The 16,417-nt window shown below is 73.1% G+C and carries 17 protein-coding genes and 1 pseudogene; 5 read left to right on the forward strand and 13 right to left on the reverse strand.

The genetic code is table 11. The annotated features are described in order from the left end of the window. Window positions 1–138: 138 nt before the first annotated feature. From ACI6PP_RS20250 to ilvA, 4 genes are all read right to left on the reverse strand, one after another. The gene (locus ACI6PP_RS20250) at window positions 139–462 is read right to left on the reverse strand and encodes a DMT family transporter (protein WP_421113481.1); all 324 of its coding nucleotides are present in this window, start codon (window positions 460–462) and stop codon (window positions 139–141) included. After that, window positions 459–803, reverse strand: a complete 345-nt coding sequence (locus ACI6PP_RS20255; protein WP_421113483.1) for a DMT family transporter — start codon at window positions 801–803, stop codon at window positions 459–461. The genes ACI6PP_RS20250 and ACI6PP_RS20255 overlap by 4 nt, the downstream gene beginning before the upstream one ends. Continuing rightward, entirely contained in the window at window positions 800–1,351 is a 552-nt protein-coding gene (locus ACI6PP_RS20260) for a TetR/AcrR family transcriptional regulator (protein ID WP_421113484.1), read from the reverse strand. Before ACI6PP_RS20260 ends, ACI6PP_RS20255 begins: the two co-directional genes overlap by 4 nt. Window positions 1,352–1,420: 69 nt before the next feature. Further along, window positions 1,421–2,686, reverse strand: a complete 1,266-nt coding sequence (gene ilvA / locus ACI6PP_RS20265) for a threonine ammonia-lyase IlvA (RefSeq protein ID WP_421113486.1) — start codon at window positions 2,684–2,686, stop codon at window positions 1,421–1,423. Between the two features lie 66 nt (window positions 2,687–2,752). Here ilvA and ACI6PP_RS20270 point away from each other — a divergent pair, with 66 nt between their 5' ends. Beyond that, a complete protein-coding gene (locus tag ACI6PP_RS20270) occupies window positions 2,753–3,538 on the forward strand; it encodes an IclR family transcriptional regulator (RefSeq protein ID WP_421113488.1) in 786 nt (261 codons plus the stop codon). 42 nt (window positions 3,539–3,580) lie between these two features. Here the strand turns inward: ACI6PP_RS20270 and ACI6PP_RS20275 are convergent, their stop codons facing one another. Both ACI6PP_RS20275 and ACI6PP_RS20280 read right to left on the reverse strand, forming a co-directional pair. Beyond that, window positions 3,581–4,516 (reverse strand): beta/alpha barrel domain-containing protein, encoded by a 936-nt coding sequence (locus ACI6PP_RS20275; RefSeq protein WP_421113490.1) that lies wholly within the window; start codon window positions 4,514–4,516, stop codon window positions 3,581–3,583. Continuing rightward, window positions 4,513–5,754, reverse strand: a complete 1,242-nt coding sequence (locus ACI6PP_RS20280) for a CaiB/BaiF CoA transferase family protein (protein ID WP_421113492.1) — start codon at window positions 5,752–5,754, stop codon at window positions 4,513–4,515. The genes ACI6PP_RS20275 and ACI6PP_RS20280 overlap by 4 nt, the downstream gene beginning before the upstream one ends. A gap of 152 nt (window positions 5,755–5,906) precedes the next feature. Between ACI6PP_RS20280 and ACI6PP_RS20285 the strand changes: the two genes are divergently transcribed. The 3 genes and pseudogenes from ACI6PP_RS20285 (at window position 5,907) to ACI6PP_RS20295 (ending at window position 9,515) form a co-directional block, all read left to right on the forward strand. Then, window positions 5,907–8,255 (forward strand): transketolase-like TK C-terminal-containing protein, encoded by a 2,349-nt coding sequence (locus ACI6PP_RS20285; protein WP_421113493.1) that lies wholly within the window; start codon window positions 5,907–5,909, stop codon window positions 8,253–8,255. 5 nt (window positions 8,256–8,260) lie between these two features. Continuing rightward, a pseudogene (locus ACI6PP_RS20290) lies at window positions 8,261–8,809 on the forward strand (transporter permease); the annotation flags it as partial. A 79-nt stretch (window positions 8,810–8,888) separates the two neighbouring features. Further along, window positions 8,889–9,515, forward strand: a complete 627-nt coding sequence (locus ACI6PP_RS20295) for an SLC13 family permease (RefSeq protein WP_421113494.1) — start codon at window positions 8,889–8,891, stop codon at window positions 9,513–9,515. A gap of 3 nt (window positions 9,516–9,518) precedes the next feature. Here ACI6PP_RS20295 and ACI6PP_RS20300 read toward each other — a convergent pair whose 3' ends face one another. Genes ACI6PP_RS20300 through ACI6PP_RS20330 form a run of 7 tightly spaced genes read right to left on the reverse strand, consistent with a single transcriptional unit; the run spans window position 9,519 to window position 15,959 of the window. Further along, entirely contained in the window at window positions 9,519–10,754 is a 1,236-nt protein-coding gene (locus ACI6PP_RS20300; protein ID WP_421113496.1) for an MFS transporter, read from the reverse strand. A gap of 24 nt (window positions 10,755–10,778) precedes the next feature. Beyond that, window positions 10,779–11,279 (reverse strand): pyridoxamine 5'-phosphate oxidase family protein, encoded by a 501-nt coding sequence (locus tag ACI6PP_RS20305; RefSeq protein ID WP_421113498.1) that lies wholly within the window; start codon window positions 11,277–11,279, stop codon window positions 10,779–10,781. A gap of 33 nt (window positions 11,280–11,312) precedes the next feature. Then, complete coding sequence (locus tag ACI6PP_RS20310; RefSeq protein ID WP_421113500.1) at window positions 11,313–11,756, reverse strand: SRPBCC family protein; 444 nt, start codon at window positions 11,754–11,756, stop codon at window positions 11,313–11,315. Between the two features lie 35 nt (window positions 11,757–11,791). Next, window positions 11,792–13,387, reverse strand: a complete 1,596-nt coding sequence (locus tag ACI6PP_RS20315; RefSeq protein WP_421113502.1) for a phytoene desaturase family protein — start codon at window positions 13,385–13,387, stop codon at window positions 11,792–11,794. Next, window positions 13,384–14,316, reverse strand: a complete 933-nt coding sequence (locus tag ACI6PP_RS20320) for an SDR family NAD(P)-dependent oxidoreductase (protein WP_421113504.1) — start codon at window positions 14,314–14,316, stop codon at window positions 13,384–13,386. The genes ACI6PP_RS20315 and ACI6PP_RS20320 overlap by 4 nt, the downstream gene beginning before the upstream one ends. Continuing rightward, window positions 14,313–15,494: a zinc-dependent alcohol dehydrogenase gene (locus tag ACI6PP_RS20325; RefSeq protein ID WP_421113505.1), complete on the reverse strand. Its 1,182-nt coding sequence runs from the start codon at window positions 15,492–15,494 to the stop codon at window positions 14,313–14,315. The genes ACI6PP_RS20320 and ACI6PP_RS20325 overlap by 4 nt, the downstream gene beginning before the upstream one ends. A gap of 33 nt (window positions 15,495–15,527) precedes the next feature. Then, the gene (locus ACI6PP_RS20330) at window positions 15,528–15,959 is read right to left on the reverse strand and encodes an SRPBCC family protein (protein WP_421113507.1); all 432 of its coding nucleotides are present in this window, start codon (window positions 15,957–15,959) and stop codon (window positions 15,528–15,530) included. A gap of 205 nt (window positions 15,960–16,164) precedes the next feature. On the opposite strand from ACI6PP_RS20330, the gene ACI6PP_RS20335 reads away from it, so the two are divergent. Continuing rightward, on the forward strand, window positions 16,165–16,417 hold a 253-nt coding region (locus ACI6PP_RS20335; RefSeq protein ID WP_476712947.1), incomplete at its 3' end, for a glycosyltransferase.

Raw genomic sequence — 16,417 nt, forward strand, 5'->3', positions numbered from 1 at the left:
CCAAGAAGACCACCAAGGGCGGCTTCTACCCCAAGGGCGTCAACGGCGAGGTCAACACCTCCAACAACTGACACGCCCACCCACAGCGTCCACGGCCCCCGATCCCTCGCCCGGTCGGGGGCCGTGGCACGTCCGGGCTCAGTGGGAGGCGCCGAGCTCGATCAGCAGCACGCCGCCCATGATCAGCCCGATGCCGCTGCCCATCAGCCAGGTGAGCGGCTCGCCGAAGAGCACGCGGGACCCGACGGCCGTCAGCGCCACGCCGGCGGCGGCCCAGATGCCGTAGGCGACGCCGATGCCCAGGCCCTCGGCCAGTGCGAGCGAGAGCAGCACGAACGCGGTCAGGTAGCCGGCAACCGTGCCCAGGTACCAGGACCGTCGGCCGCCCGTGGCGGCCTTGAGCGACAGCGCCGCGCCGACCTCGGCGAGGATCGCGGCCCCGAGGAACACCCACTGGATCACGACGCCACCTCCTGCTCGGAGGCGCGCTGGGCCCCGAGCTCGACCACGAGGACGCCTGCGATCACCAGGCCCATGCCGAGGACCATCACGCCGGTGAGCGCCTCGCCGAACACCAGGGACGACAGCGTCGCCGTCGCGGCCACGCCGAGCGCGCCCCAGATGCCGTAGGCCACGCCGAGGGCCATCCCGGTGCTCAGCACCGCGGCCAGGAACACGAACGACGCGACGTACCCCGTGGCGACGAGCAGGTAGAACCACGGCTGGTCGAGGGCCGCCTTCAACGACAGCGAGCCCGTCACCTCGCAGGCGATCGCCCCGAGCAGGAGCAGCCACTTGGTCATCGTCGGTCCTTCCCGGGGTGGTCGGGGTGGAGCAGCTGCCGGGCGAGCTCGCGGACGTCGTCGCGCAAGGCCCCGGCGAGGGGCAGCGCACCCGTGGCGTCGGCGAACCAGGACCCGTCGGCGATCAGCCGGACGGCGACGAGCCGCGCACGGTCGGCGGGCGGGAGGTCGTCGGGCACGCCGACCCAGGCGTCGAGGCGCTCGGACCACCGCTTGGTCATCGGCGTGCGCAGCCGCGGGTCGGTGAGCATCGCGAGGTCGGACTCGTCGAAGCCTCCGGTGAGCGACCAGTCCAGGTAGGCAGCCAGCCGCTGCGCGGTGGTCGCCTCGTCGAGCGGGACGTCGAGGCGCCGCCGCAGCTCGCGCTCGTAGCCGTCGACGAGGTGGTCGACCACGCCCAGCATCAGTGCCTGCTTGGTCCTGAAGTGGTGCATCAGGCCGGGCTTGGTCAGGCCCACACGTTCGGCCGCCGAGTCCAGCGTGATCGTGCCGCCGTCGCGCAGCACCGCCAGGGCGCCGTCGAGGATCTGTTCCTTGCTCACCGTCACGCCACGGAACCTACCATCCAAAAGGTAGGGTCTGCTGACGCGGGTGCCGAAGCCGCCGGCGCCCCGGGCTCAGAGCAGGTAGCGCGCGATCGGGCTGCCGGCCGGCACCCGCTCGATCTGGTGCGGGATCAGGTCCATCCGGGCGAGCAGCGGCTCGAGGTCGTCGGCCGTGCCCAGCTCGATGCCGACCAGCGCCGGGCCGGTCTCGCGGTTGCTGCGCTTGGTGTACTCGAACAGCGTGATGTCGTCCTCGGGGCCGAGCACCACGTCGAGGAACTGTCGCAGCGCACCGGGCTCCTGCGGGAACTGCACCAGGAAGTAGTGCTTGCGGCCCTCGTGCACCAGGGCGCGCTCGACCACCTCGGCGTAGCGGCTGACGTCGTTGTTGCCGCCCGACAGCACGCAGGCCACCGTCGACCCGGCCGGGATGCCGAGGTCGAGGTCGAGCAGCGCGGCGCTGGCCAGCGCACCTGCGGGCTCGGCGATGATGCCGTCGCTCTGGTACAGCTCGAGCATCTCGACGCAGACCGCGCCCTCGGGGACGGCGACCACCCGGACGCCCGCGTCGGCGACGAGCCGGTGGTTCACGTCGCCGACCCGGCGGACCGCCGCGCCGTCGACGAAGCCGTCCAGCTCGTGCAGGACGGTGGGCTCGCCGCGCTCGAGGGCGAGCGTCATGCTGGCGGCCCCCGCCGGCTCGACCCCGACCACCTGCGTGCCGGGCAGCCGCTCCCCCGCCCACACCGCAGCGCCGGCCAGCAGCCCGCCGCCGCCCACCGGCACGAGCAGGTAGTCCGGGGCCGACGGCATCTGCTCCACGAGCTCCTTGATCGCGGTGCCCTGCCCGGCGACGGTGCGGGGGTCGTCGAACGGCGGGATCAGCGTGCGTCCGGTGGCCGCCGCCCGCTCGGTGGCCGCGCGCGACGCGTCGTCGAAGGCGTCGCCGCCAACCACGACCGTGGTGGTCGAGCCGCCGAGCTGCGCCACCCGGTCGCGCTTCTGGCGCGGCGTGGTGCGCGGCAGGTAGATCTCGGCGCTCACCCCGAGCGCGGCGCAGGCGAACGCGACGCCCTGCGCGTGGTTGCCCGCACTGGCGCAGACGACGCCGCGGGCACGGGCGTCGTCGTCGAGCTGGGCGATCAGGTTGTACGCACCGCGCGACTTGTACGAGCGCACCTCCTGCAGGTCCTCGCGCTTGAGCCAGACCTCGCACCCGCTGGCCTCGGACAGCCGGCCGCTGCGCTGCACCGGGCTGGGCAGCACGACTCCGCGCAGGCGCTCGGCGGCCGCGTCGACGTCCGCGGCGGTGACCAGCGGCGTGGTGGGGGTGCTCATCGTGCTTCCTCCTGGGACGGGCGACGGACGGACGGGACGTCCACGGGCCCCGGTATGTTCCTGGTCATGGCGCGCGGTGACGCAGACGGTGCGGGGGCGCAGGCACCCCTGCTCGTGCTGGGCAAGATCACGCAGATCCTCAACGCGTTCTCCCTGGCCCGTCCCGCGCTGACGCTCCGCGAGCTGCAGCAGGCCACCGGCATGCCCACCTCGACGGTGCAGCGCCTCGTCGCCAACATGGTGTCGTACGGCCTGCTCGACCGCGACGGCGACCACGTCCGCACCGGCACGCGCATGGCGTACTGGGCCGCCGCGGCCGTCAAGGACCTCGACGAGCTGGCCGTGGTCAACGCCGTGCTCAAGGAGCTGCGCGACGCAACTGGAGAGTCCGCGTGCTTCTTCGTGGCCGAGGGCCACCAGCGCGTCTGCGTCGCGGTGGCGCAGACGCGACACCCGCTGCGCCGCGAGGTGCACGTGGGCCAGGTCGTCCCGATCACCGCGGGCTCGGCCGGACGTGTCCTGCTCGCCTGGGAGCCCGGGCTCCTCGAGGAGGTGCTCGAGGCCGACCTGCCCCAGCTGACCGACCGCAGCGTCACCGACACCGACGAGCTGCGCGCCCTGGTCGAGCGCACCCGCGCCGACGGGTACGCGATCACGGTCGGCGAGCGCGTCGACGGCGCGTCGGGCCTGTCCGCGCCCGCCTTCAACGCCGCCGGCGACCTCGTGGGCGCCCTGATGCTCCAGGGACCGACGCTCCGGATGCCCGTCGAGCAGTGCGAGGCCTGGCTCGACCCGCTCGTCGAGCAGGCCGAGCGCATCACCCGCACCCTCGGCGGACGCCTGCCGCGCTGATCACCCTGCGCTGATCACCCTGTGCCAATCACCCTGGGCCGATCACCCTGCGCTGATCACCCACGGGAACGCGGCGGCCTCGGAGTGCGCGCCCTGCACCGCGCGCGACCGGCCGGGCTCCCCCAGCTCGGCCAGCAGGCCGTCGGACAGCCGCACCAGCCGGTGGAAGGTCTCGGGGTCGAGCCACTCGGGCTGCAACGCGAACAGCAGGTCCTCGCTGGACGTGTTGCCGCTCGCGCCGGGCGCGAACGGGCAGCCGCCCAGGCCGCCGAGGGCGCCGTCGACCATCTGGACCCCACCGGCCACCGCGGCGAGGGTCGTCGCCACGCCCATCCCCCACGTGTCGTGGCCGTGGTAGACCATGCGGCGCTCGGGCGTCTCGTCGGCGACCCGTCGCACCAGCGACGAGACGCTGTCGGGCGTGGCCTGGCCGAGGGTGTCGCACAGCACGATGTCGACCGAGCCGCGGGTGCGCGGGTCGTTGGCGATCTCGACGATCCGGTCCGGCGGCACCAGGCCCTCGAACGGGCAGGTGAACGTGGTGGCCAGGCACAGCTGCACGTCGGCACCGGCCGCGGAGGCGATCTCGACCGCCTCGGGCATCGTGTCGAGGCTGCGCTCGGTGGTGCGACCGAGGTTGGCCTCGTTGTGCGACGTCGACGCCGACAGGCAGTACTGCAGGTGCACCGCGCCGCGCTCGGTGGCGGCCGCGACGTGCCTCGGGGTGGCGACCCACACCCAGCAGCGCTCGAGCTCCTCGGCGGTCAGGGCCTCGATCACCTCGGGCGTGTTCGCCATCGACGGCACGAGGTCGCCGCGGGCCATCGACCCGATCTCGATGGACGGCACGCCCGCCGCGAGCAGCTCGCGGACGACCTGCACCTTGCGCTCGGTGGGCAGCGGCTTGCCGGTGAGCTGCAGGCCGTCGCGCAGGGTGACGTCGCGCAGCAGCACGTCGTCAACGGTGGTGGTCCTCATGCGTCCAGCTCCTTCAGGTAGGCGTCGATCGAGTCCTGGGGCATCTGCAGGACGTCGGCGAGGACCTCGCGGGTGTGCTCGCCGAGGTCGGGCCCCACGGTGCGGATGGGGAGCGAGCGGGGTCCGAGCAGCGGCACGATGCCGGGGAACTGCACACCCTCGACGCCCGACCCGGTCTCGACCTGCATCTCCTGCACCATGTCGCGCGCGGCGTACTGCTCGTCGCCGCAGATGTCCTCGGCCTCGTAGATCGGGCCGGCCGGCACGCCCGCGGCGTCCAGTGCCTCGAGCACCTCGGCGCGGGGACGCGTCGAGGTCCAGGCCGCGATGGCCTCGTCGAGCTCGTCACGACGCCGCCAGCGCTGGGCGTTGCTCCTCAGCCCGGGGTCGGCGGCGAGGTCGGCGCGTCCGATGGCCTCCATGTACCGGCCGAAGATCGAGTCGCCGTTGCCGGCGATGACGACGCTCGCGCCGTCGCTGCACGGGTAGGCGTTCGTGGGGGCGATCCCCTCCATCCGACCACCCACCCGCTCGCGGACGACGCCGTACGCGGAGTGGTCGGGCACGAGCGACTCCATCATCGAGAGCACCGCCTCGTTCAGCGCGACGTCGACGTGCTGCTGCGTGGGCGAGATGCGCTCGGCGCCGTCGGCGCGCAGCCGGTCGCGCTGCAGCAGCGACATCACCACCCCGAACGCCGCGTAGAGGCCGGCGATCGAGTCGCCGATGGACACGCCGACCCGCGACGGCGGGCGGTCGGCCTCGCCCACCAGCGCGCGCATGCCTCCGAACGCCTCGGCCACCGCGGCGAACCCAGGGCGTGACGCCATCGGACCGGTCTGGCCGAACGCCGACACCCGCGCGACGACGAGCTCGGGGTTGGCCTGCGTGAGCGCGTCGGCGCCGAGTCCCCAGCGGTCCATGGTGCCGGGGCGGAAGTTCTCGATCAGGGCGTCGGAGTGCCGCACCAGGTCGAGGACGAGGTCGCGTCCCTGCTCGGACTTCAGGTCCACGACGATCGACTTCTTGTTCCGGTTGATCGTCCGGTACAGCAGCGAGGTGTCGCCGTCGTGGAGCCGCCAGTTGCGCAGCTCGTCGCCGGTGCGCGGGCGCTCGACCTTGACCACCTCGGCGCCGAAGTCGGCGAGGAGGCGCCCGGCCGTCGGTGCGGCGATGTAGTTGCCGAGCTCGAGGACGCGCAGGCCCTCGAGCGGCAGCCGCTGCGGTGCGTCGTGCATGGATGTCCTTTCGACTGGCTCGTGCGGTGGGGCTACGGACGCGGCAGGGTTGTGACCCCGACCACCTGTGTGGTACCCACGATATGAGCATACGCCCAACATGTGAGCCACGCACCCCCGCGACCGTCCCGATCCCGCCCCAGGAGCCGTCCATGTCCCAGCCGATCCGCCCGCCCGAGACGGCCGCCCGTGCGAGCCACGCCGACACCACCACGCTGCGCGAGATCTCCCAGCGCGTGCTGTGGCTGGCTTCGGCGATCGTGGACGCCGCCAACCGTGGTCGCCCCAACGACACGGGCGTCAAGGTCGGCGGGCACCAGGCGTCGTCGGCGTCGATGGTCGACGTGATGGTGGCGCTGTGGTTCCACGAGCTGACGAACCTCGACCGGGTGTCGGTCAAGCCGCACGCGTCGCCGGTGCTGCACGCGATCAACTACCTGCTCGGCGACCTCGACGAGCGGTACCTGCCCACGCTGCGCGCCAAGGGCGGGCTGCAGTCGTACCCGTCGCGCCTCAAGGACCCCGACACCGTCGACTTCTCCACCGGCTCGGTCGGCATCGGCGCCACCGCCGCGCTCTGGGCCGCGATGTCGCACCGCTACCTCACCTCGCAGGTCGGCTCGACCCCGCGCGCCGGACGCTTCGTCAGCCTGCTCGGCGACGCCGAGCTGGACGAGGGGGCCATCTGGGAGGCGGTCGCCGACCCGTCGGTGGCCAAGATGGGCGAGCTGCTCTGGGTGGTCGACCTGAACCGGCAGTCCCTCGACCGCGTCGTCCCCGACATCCAGATCCAGCGGCTGCAGGGCATGTTCGCCGCGGCCGGCTGGCAGGTCGTCACGCTCACCTGGGGCCGCACGATCACCGAGATCTTCGAGCGTCCGGGCGGCGCGCGTCTGCGCGAGCGCCTCGAGGAGATGCCCAACGAGGAGTACCAGCGCCTGCTGCGCGTCGACACCGCCGAGGTGCCCGCGCGCGTGCTCGGCGACGACCCCGACGAGGGCCTGCGCGACGTCGTCGGCACGCTGACCGCCGCCGAGCTCGCCGCCGCGGTCCGAGACCTCGGCGGCCACGACCTCGCCCTGCTCGTCGACACCTTCGCCGACGTCGACCACGACCGGCCGACCGTCGTGTTCGCCTACACGATCAAGGGCCGCGGGCTGCCCACCGAGGGGCACCCCAACAACCACTCGGCGCTGCTGAGCGAGACGCAGATGGAGTCGCTCGCCGAGGCGAGCGGCACCCGCCTGGACGACCCCTGGCAGGGCTTCGGCGCCGGCACCGCGGCGGCCGAGCTGTGCGCCCACCGCGGCCAGGTGCTCGCCCGCCCGGCGGTCGCGTCCCCGGCGGCGCTCGCCGTCCCGTCCGAGCTCGGCCGGACGCACCGCGCCCCGATCTCCACCCAGGCGGCGCTCGGGCGGCTGCTCGCCGACCTGTCGCGCGAGGCCCCCGACGTCGCCGCGCGCGTGGTCACCTGCAGCCCCGACGTCGCGTCGTCGACCAACCTGGGCGGCTGGATCAACAAGACGGGGGTCTGGTCGATCGCCGACCGCCACGACTGGTTCGCCGACGACCGCGACCGCGTGCTGCGCTGGTCCGAGACCAGCAACGGCCAGCACGTCGAGCTGGGCATCGCCGAGGTCAACCTGGTCGGGCTGCTCGGCGAGCTCGGCGCCACCTGGAGCCGCTGGGGCGAGCGACTGATCCCCATCGCCACGCTGTACGACCCGTTCGTGTCGCGTGCCCTGGAGCCGTGGTCCTACGGCATCTACGCCGGCGGCCAGTCGATCCTCGTCGGCACGCCGTCGGGCGTCACGCTCGCGCCCGAGGGCGGCGCGCACCAGTCGATCACCACGCCGTCCATCGGCCTGGAGCAGCCGGGCTGCGTCGCCTGGGAGCCGGCCTTCGCGCAGGACCTGGAGTGGTGCGTGCTGGAGGCGATGTCGCACGTCGGCGTCCCCGGCGGCACCTCGGCCTACTTCCGGCTGTCCACCCGTCCGGTCGACCCGACGCTCGCCCGCGTGCCCGACGACGACCTGCTCGCCGAGCGACGACGGCGCCAGGTGGTGGCCGGTGGCTACCGCGTCACCGAGCACGAGCCCGGCACCGAGCAGGTGACGCTGGTGGGCGTCGGCGCGATCATGCCCGAGGTGCTGGCGGCCGCCGACGCGCTCGCCGAGGCGGGCGTCGTCGCGGGGGTCGTGTGCCTCACCAGCCCCGACCTGGTGTTCCGCTCGATGCAGCAGCGCGGACGCCTCGGCGCCCCTGCGGGCTCGGACGTCGCCGACGTGCTGTTCCCGGCCAACGCACCCGCGCCGCTCGTCACCGTGCTCGACGGTCACCCGCACACGCTGTCGTTCCTGGCCGGCCTGCGCTGCGACCCGATCCGCTGCCTCGGGGTGACCGAGTTCGGCCAGTCCACCGACCTGCACGACGCCCACCGGCTGCACGGCATCGACACCGGGTCGATCGTCGACGCCGCCCTGACCCTCACGGGACGCTGATCTGGATGTCCGCAGAGATCCTGTCCATCGTCGTCCTGGCAGCGATCTTCGTCGTCGCGACCGTGCGCTCGGTCAACATGGGCGTGCTCGCGCTCACCGCGGCCTTCGCGGTCGGGCTCACCGCCGCCGACATGTCACAGGTCGACGTGCTGGACGGCTTCCCGGCCGACATCTTCCTCATCCTCGTCGGCCTGACCTTCATGTTCGGGTTCGCCCAGCACAACGGCACGATCGACTGGATCGTCCGTGCCGGCCTGCGCCTGGTGCGTGGACGGGTCGCCGCGGCGCCGTGGATCTTCTTCGTGCTCACCGCGGCGCTCATCTCCGTCGGCGCGCTCTTCGCCGTCGCGATCGTCGCGCCGCTCGCGATCCCGTTCGCCCGCCGGTACGCGATCAACCAGCTGATGATGGGCCTGATGGTCGTCCACGGCGCCCTCGCCGGGGCGTTCTCGCCCATCAGCGTCTACGGCGTCTTCATCGAGGGCTACCTGAGCGGCCAGGACCTCCCGATCTCGCCGCTCGCCCTGTTCCTCGGACCGTTCGCGTTCAACGTCGTGGTCGGGGTGCTGGTCTACCTGTTCATGGGCGGACGCTCGCTGGTCGGCCGCCGCATCGACACCGCGCCCACCGCCGGTGACGACGACGCACCCGACGCCACGTCCGACCGTCTACCAGTGGCTGACGCTCGCCGGGCTGCTCCTGCTCGCCGGGCTGTCGATCGCGACCGACCTCGACACCGGCGTGGTGGCGATCAGCATCGGGGCCCTGTTCGCCGTGCTCGCGCCGGCCGACTCCAAGCGCGCGCTCGACGGCGTCAGCTGGGGCGTGATGATCCTGATCTGCGGCGTGCTCACCTACATCAACGTGCTCGAGACCGCCGGCGCCGTCGACTACGTCAGCGACGCGATCGGCCGCATCGGCGCACCGATGCTCGCCGTGCTGCTGCTCTGCTACCTGGCCGGCATCACCTCGGCCGTGGCGTCGTCGCTGGGCATCATCGGCGTCGCGATCGCGCTGGCCGTGCCGTTCCTCGAGCAGGGGTCGGTGAGCCCGATCGCCTTCACCGTGGCGCTCGCGGTGGCCGCGACGGTGGTGGACGTCAGCCCGTTCTCGACCAACGGCGCGCTGGTGCTGGCGAACGTGCCAGAGGACGACCGCGACCGGCTGTACCGCAAGATGCTCGGCTACGCGGGCGTGGTGGTCGCCGCAGGGCCGGGTCTGGCCTGGCTGACGTTCCTGGTGCCGGCCTCGATCGGGTAGGGGTCAGGCGGTGCGGGCCCGCGCCTGCGAGACCGCGGCCGACACCCCGAGCACGGTGAACATCGCCGTGGTGCCCACCACGATCAGCACGGGCACCGTCCACGCGTCCGTGGCGTCGTGCACGAGGCCGAGGACGGTGGGTCCGGTGGCCGCGACGACGTAGCCGACCCCCTGCACGAACGCCGACAGCCGGGCGCTCTCGCGGTCCGAGCGCGCGACCTGGACGACGATCGTGAAGATCGCCGCGAACCCGCCGCCCTGGGCCACGCCGCCGAGCACGCTGCCCAGCACGTAGGCCTGGGGCGCGAGGAGCAGGACCATCGGGAACGACATCCACAGCAGCCCCACCAGCCCGACCGTGGACCACGTGGGCAGGCGCAGCGCGAGCAGCGGAACCCCGATGGCGCCGATGATCGCGCAGACCTGGAACACCGACGACGCCGCGCCCGCCGCGCTCGCGCCGAGCCCGATCTCGTCGCCGAGCAGCGTGGGGAGCCAGGCGGTGAGCGCGTAGTACGAGGTGGCCTGGCCGGCGAACGCCAGACCGAGCATCCACGCGATCGGCCGCTGCCAGACGGGGGTCGACGACGCGGGGTGCGCGGGCACCTCCGGAGGCGGGACGACGGCGGCCCGGGCGATCCGCCGACGCCGCCCCACGTGCGCGACCCACACGACGGTCGCCACCACCCCGACCAGGCTCCACATGCCGAGCGCCACCTGCCAGCCGGCGGCGTCGGCCACCGGCACGGTGACGATGGTCGCGACCATCGAGCCGAAGTTCATCGCGGCGGTGTAGATGCCGGTGAGGGGACCGGCCGTCCCCGCCGTCGACTCACGCCGGATGAGCACCGGCATCACGATGTTGCCGACGGTGATGCCCAGACCGATGACGACGGTGCCCACCACCGCGAGCGCGAACGAGCCGCCGGTGCGCACGACCGAGCCGATCGTGACGCAGACCAGGCAGGCCACCACGGCGGCCTCCGCCCCGGCCCGTCGCACCAGCAGCAGGGCGACCGGCGCCAGCAGGCCGAAGCACAGCACCGGCAGGCTGGTGAGCAGACCGATCCCGCCGGCACCGACGTCGAGGTCGGCGCGCAGCTCGTCGGCCAACGGCGCGACCGCGACGAACGGCGAGCGCAGGTTGAACGAGATCAGCAGCAGCGCGACGACGAACGCCCACGGCAGGCTCGTCCGCAGTCGACGTGCTCTGCCCCGGCCGTCCGTCGCTGTCGTCACTGGCCCCAGGCTACGGCGGTGGTCTCAGAGCTCGACGCGCTGGTTGTCGCCGCCGTCGTAGCGCTCACCGGTGACCTTGGCCTTGACGAAGCTGATCGCCGAGGCGACCTTGCTGCCCGCGGTGTCCCAGTACTCGCCGGACTCGGCGGTGACCTTGATGAGCACGACCTCGTCGGACTCGGCTCCCTGCGGCAGCCAGGCCTCGACCCAGCCGTTCCACAGCTCCTTCTTCCTGGCGACGTCGGTGACGATCGCCGCGGTGCCGGCCAGCGAGACCCAGGTGTCGTTGGACGTCAGGGTGACGGCCACCCGGGGGTTGGCGGCGATGTGCTCGGTCTTGCGCGAGCCGCGCTCGGCGAACAGCCAGACGTCGCGGTCGAACTCGACCTCCTGCTGGGCCATCGGGCGGCTGACGAGCGTGCCGTCGGGGGCCTCGGTGGTGAGCATCCCGATGCGGATGTCCTTGGCCAGCTCGGCGATCTTCCTCGTCCCGTCGGTGCGGGTGCCGTCGGTGGTGTCGCTCATGGGGTGCCTCTCGTCGGGGGGGGGTGCTCGGGGTCAGAGGCGGTTCAGGGCCTCGGTGAGGTTCTTCTCGGCCTCGTCGCCGAGCTTCTTCATCGGGATGCCGGCGATCGGGTCGGCGAGCTTGGCCAGGCCGTGGAACTCGAACTCGGCCCGGTAGGTGACCTTGGTGCCGGTGGTGCCGGCACCCTCGTCGGGCTCGACGGTGATCGTGTCGTGCGTGGTGACCGACTTGTTGTCGCCCTTGAGGGTGATCTGGCGGCCGGGGTCGACGTCGACGACGGTGTAGACGATCTCGGTCTCGACGCCGACGAACTTCGAGGTGTTGTGGTAGACCGTGCCCGGTCCGCCGTCACCGGACTCGAGGACGGTCTCGACCGTGCCCGGGTCCCAGTCGTTGGTGCTGCGGAAGTCGGACAGGTAGTCCCAGACCTGCTCGGGGGTCTTCTTCACCCGGATGGTCCGCTCGATGTGCTCCATCGTGTGCTCCTTCGCGTCGAGGTACGTCTTCGAGGCTAGGGGCGCCTGCCGGGCCACACCGATCGGCGACGGTCGGCCGCGAGCGCCGCGCGGGCGGCGTTGGTGCCGGCCGAGCCGTGCACGCCGCCACCTGGGTGCGCGGACGCCGAGCCGAGGAACAGCCCCTTGACGGGGGTGCCCGCGCGTCCCAGGCCGGGGACGGGGCGGAACACCAGCTCCTGGTGCAGCTGGGACGTTCCCCCGTTGATCGCGCCGCCCACCAGGTTGGCGTCGCGGGCCTGCAGCTCGCGCGGCCCGAGCACCCGTCGCTCGCGGACGAGCGACCCGAAGCCCGGCGCGAGCGCCTCCATCTCGGCCTGGATGCGGTCGCCCATGCGCTGGCAGTCGTCGTGGTCCCAGGTGCCGCGCACACCGTCGCCGGCGTCGCGACGGGTGTCCTGCGGCACGTGCGTGTACGCCCAGAACGACTCGGTGCCCGCGGGTGAGCGCGACGGGTCGCTGGTCGTCATCTGGCCGGTGAGCAGGAACGGTCGCCGCGGGACGGTGTGCGTGCCCACCTGCGTCAGCGACTCGACCATGGAGTCGACGGAGTCCGCGACGTGCACGGTGCCGGGCGCGACGGGCGGCGCGGACGCCCACGGCACGGGGCCGTCGAGCGCCCAGTCGACCTTGACGGTGCCGGGGTCGAGCTGGAAGCGCGTCATCGCCTGGACGGTGCGGGGCGGGAGGTCGTCGTCGTGCACCAGGCCGCCGTACAGGTGCGGGGCGACGACGTCGGCCACGACGGCGCGTCCGGCCTGCACGACCTCGCCGTCCGCGAGCCGGACGGCGTGCGCGCGACCGTCGCGCACGAGCACGCGCTCGACGCGGGCACCGCAGCGGATCGTCCCGCCCCTGGCCTCGAGCCGCCGGGCCATCGCCCGGGTGAGCTCGCCGGCGCCGCCCTCGGGCACCGGGAAGCCGAAGGTCTGGGCGAGCATCGACATCAGGACGCCCATCAGGCCCGAGCCGGGGGCGTCGAGCGGGATGTCGGCGTGGCCCGCGTTGCCCGCGAGCAGCAGCTGCGGCGCCAGGCCGCCGAACCGGCTGGCGCCGAGCTGGGTGACGGGCTCGAGCAGCATCCTGACGAACGACAGCCCCCCGACGTGCCGCAGCCTGGCGAGCATCGACAGGCCCGCGCGGACGGGTGGGAACGGCGTCATCAGGGCGTGGACGAGGTCCTCGCCGATGCGGTCCCAGGTGCGGCACAGGTCGGCCCAGGCCTCGCCGTCGCCGGGGTGCTGGGCCTCCATCCGCGCGCAGGTGGCGTCGCGGTCGCGCAGGATCATCGCCCAGTCGCCACCCGGCATCGGGTGCCCCAGGACGGCGGGCGCGTGCAGCCAGCGCAGGCCGTAGGACTCCAGGTCCAGGGCGGTCATCGCGGGCGAGGCAGCCCCGAGCGGGTAGAACGCGCTGAAGGTGTCCTGGACGAAGTCGGGGTGCAGCTCGCGGTCGCTGCGGACCGCTCCCCCCACCTCGTCCTGGGCCTCGAGCAGCAGCACCGACCAGCCGGCGTCGGCGAGGTGGTTGGCCGCGGCCAGGCCGTTGGGCCCCGCGCCGACGACGACCGCGTCCGCGGCCCCGACGCTCACCGGCGACCCACTCGACGCCGCAGGTTGCGCACGATGCCGAGGACGGCGTTGCCCTGCTGCCCGCGCAGCCGGTCGTCCTGCGGCCGGGGCGCGAGCACGTTGCCGGTGCCGGCCTCCACCGGGTGCGTCAGGTCGGTGGCGCCGACGGGGAAGATCGGCCCGACGATCGCGTCGAAGACCTTGGGCAGGACGGTGAACCCGAGGCGCATGACGCCGTTGGCGACGCCCACCTGGGTGCGGTCGCGGGGCTTGTCGATCTGGCGCAGTGCCGCGCGCGCCACCGTCTCGGGCTTGTAGACCGGCGGCGGCGGGCGTCCGACGAAGCCCGAGTAGTTGGCGGCCTGCAGGTAGATAGGGGTGTCGACGCCTCCGGGCGAGACGTAGCAGACGTGCACCCCCTTGCGGTCGCGGTTCTCGACCTGCAGCTGGCGCGTCAGCGCGCGGACGCCCCACTTGCTCACCACGTAGGGCGACATCGTGGGCACGGCGATGTGGCCGATGACCGAGCCGATCTGGACGAACGTGCCGCTGTCCCGCTCGCGCATCGGCGGCAGCAGGTGCCGCGCGAGGTTGACGCTGCCGAGCAGGTTCGTCCGCACGACCTGGTCGAACACGTCGACCGGCACCTCCTCGGTGCGGCCGTAGGCCACGACGCCCGCGCTGTGCACGACGGCGTCGACGCGGCCGTGCTTGTGCAGCACGGCGTCGACCAGCGCCCTGACCTCGTCGTCGGAGGAGACGTCGGTGGGCACCACGAGCGTGGACGCGGCGCCGACGCACTCGGCGGCCGCCTCGTCCAGCTTCTCCCTCGAGCGCGCCACGAGCACGACGTGGTCGCCCGCCGCAGCCGACAGGTGCGCCGCGGCGCGCCCGATGCCGCTCGACGCGCCGGTCACGAGGACGACCCGGGGGCCCGCCGCCGACGTCACGGCTGCAGCACCACCTTGACGCACCCGTCCTGCTTCTTCTGGAACATCTCGTACGCCTCCGCGGCCTGCTCGAGCGGCCAGTGGTGGGTGGCCAGGGACTCGGTGCCGAGCACGTCGGCGTCCTGGCTGAGGACGTCGACGATGTCGTCGGTCCAGCGCTTCACGTGGCACTGGCCCATGCGCATCGAGATGCCGCGGTCGAACATCTCCATCAACGGCATCGGGTCGACCTCGCCGCCGTAGACGCCGCTGACCGACACGGTGCCGCCACGGCGGACGGCCTTGACGGCGGTGCGCAGCGCGTGGAGGCGGTCGATCGCGAGCTTGTCGGTGAGCGGGGTGGCGATCGCGTCGGGCAGGTGGCCCACCGCGCCGATGGCGGCCTTGGCCAGCGGCGAGCCGTGCGCCTCCATGCCCACGGCGTCGACGACGCCGTCCGCGCCGCGACCCTGCGTCAGGTCGAGGATCGCGGCGGCGACGTCGTCGGTCGCGTCCATGTCGACCACCTCGACGCCCCACCGCTCGGCGAGCGCCAGGCGCTCGGGCACGCGGTCGACGCCGATGACCCGGCGTCCGGCATTCAGGGCGATGCGGGCGGTCATCTGCCCGATCGGGCCGAGGCCGAGCACGGCGACCGTGCCGCCCTCGGGCACCTCGGCCCACGCGAACGCCTGCCAGGCCGTGGGGAGCACGTCGGACAGGTAGAGGAAGCGCTCGTCGCTGACGCCCTCTGGCACCTTGATCGGCCCGAACTGGGCCTGGGGCACGCGCAGGTACTCCGCCTGGCCGCCGGGCACCGATCCGTACAGCGCGGTGTAGCCGAACAGCGACGCCCCCTTGCCCTGCTCGGTCACCTGGGTGGTCTCGCACTGCGCGTACAGGCCGCGGGTGCACATCCAGCAGGTGCCGCAGGAGATGTTGAACGGCACGACGACGCGGTCGCCGACGGCGAGGTCGCCGACCTCGGAGCCGACCGCCTCGACGACGCCCATCGTCTCGTGGCCGAGCACGTCGCCCGGGGTCAGGAACGGGCCCAGCACCTCGTACAGGTGCAGGTCGGAGCCGCAGATCGCGGTGGACGTCACCTTGATGACGGCGTCGGTGGGCTTCTCGATGGTGGGATCGGGGACGGTCTCGACCGAGACCTTCTGGCGTCCCTGCCAGGTCAGTGCGCGCACGGATGTGCTCCTTCGCTGCTGGGTGGGAGGGGGTCAGCGACGCTCGGCGACGAACGACAGCCGCTTGAGCGTCTCGATGTTGCGCAGGGCGATGGGCAGCACCCGGAACGGTGCGGGCACCAGCCGTCCGGGGCCGGAGACGGCGTCCTCGCGGATGGTCACCTGGGTGCCGGCGCCGTGGGCCTCCAGGGTGATGTCGACCTCGGCCTCGCCGGCGGGCCAGCCGCGGGCGCGGAGCTTGAGGTGGGTGGGTCGTTCGGAGGCCATCACCTCGGTGGTGTCGTCGACCATCAGCGGCCAGGCCCCGACCGAGTGGTGGATCCTCGACCCGACGGCGGGCCACGTGACGTCCACCTCCCGCAGGCGGGCGGCGCCGACCACCCAGACCGGGTAGAGCCAGCCGTCGGCCAGCACGTCCCAGACCTTGTCGGGCGGCGCGTGCAGGAGTCGCGTGTTGGTGGCCATCTGCCCATCGTGGTGGCCCGGGTGGGCCGGTGCAGAACGGGCGGGGGCCGAACCGGGGCGCTTCGTCGTGCAGGTGGGGGGGCTTGTCCCTACGTTCGGCACTACGGCCCCCACTCGGAGCGGCCGTCCACCCCCGCCTCGGCGACGGGTCGGGCGCAGACCAGGACGCCCGACGCCGTCGTCTCGTCATGCCCTTGGAGGTCCCGTGACCCGCCCGCTCCGCATCGCCATGATCGCGTCCTCCCGCTTCCCCGTGAGCCAGCCGTTCGCCGGCGGCCTGGAGGCGCACGTCTGGTCCGCCGCACGGGCCCTCGCCCGTCGCGGCCACCACGTGTCGCTGTTCGCCGCGCCGGGGTCCGACGCGGCACCGGAGATCGACTCGCTCGACGTCGCGCAGCTCGACCTGACGGTGGCCGCCACCGAGGACGCCTCGATGGTGGGGATGGGCTGGATGCAGG

Origin of the sequence: Solicola agrisoli (assembly GCF_049059935.1) — a bacterium.
Classification (GTDB): domain Bacteria; phylum Actinomycetota; class Actinomycetes; order Propionibacteriales; family Nocardioidaceae; genus JAURVT01.

Excerpts from the sequence above, each read along its gene's own strand:
- ACI6PP_RS20255 (WP_421113483.1), bottom strand. The coding sequence starts at position 803 with ATGACCAAGTGGCTGCTCCTGCTCGGGGCGATCGCCTGCGAGGTGACG.
- ilvA (WP_421113486.1), bottom strand. The coding sequence starts at position 2,686 with ATGAGCACCCCCACCACGCCGCTGGTCACCGCCGCGGACGTCGACGCG.
- ACI6PP_RS20270 (WP_421113488.1), top strand. The coding sequence starts at position 2,753 with ATGGCGCGCGGTGACGCAGACGGTGCGGGGGCGCAGGCACCCCTGCTC.
- ACI6PP_RS20275 (WP_421113490.1), bottom strand. The coding sequence starts at position 4,516 with ATGAGGACCACCACCGTTGACGACGTGCTGCTGCGCGACGTCACCCTG.
- ACI6PP_RS20280 (WP_421113492.1), bottom strand. The coding sequence starts at position 5,754 with ATGCACGACGCACCGCAGCGGCTGCCGCTCGAGGGCCTGCGCGTCCTC.
- ACI6PP_RS20285 (WP_421113493.1), top strand. The coding sequence starts at position 5,907 with ATGTCCCAGCCGATCCGCCCGCCCGAGACGGCCGCCCGTGCGAGCCAC.
- ACI6PP_RS20305 (WP_421113498.1), bottom strand. The coding sequence starts at position 11,279 with ATGAGCGACACCACCGACGGCACCCGCACCGACGGGACGAGGAAGATC.
- ACI6PP_RS20310 (WP_421113500.1), bottom strand. The coding sequence starts at position 11,756 with ATGGAGCACATCGAGCGGACCATCCGGGTGAAGAAGACCCCCGAGCAG.
- ACI6PP_RS20330 (WP_421113507.1), bottom strand. The coding sequence starts at position 15,959 with ATGGCCACCAACACGCGACTCCTGCACGCGCCGCCCGACAAGGTCTGG.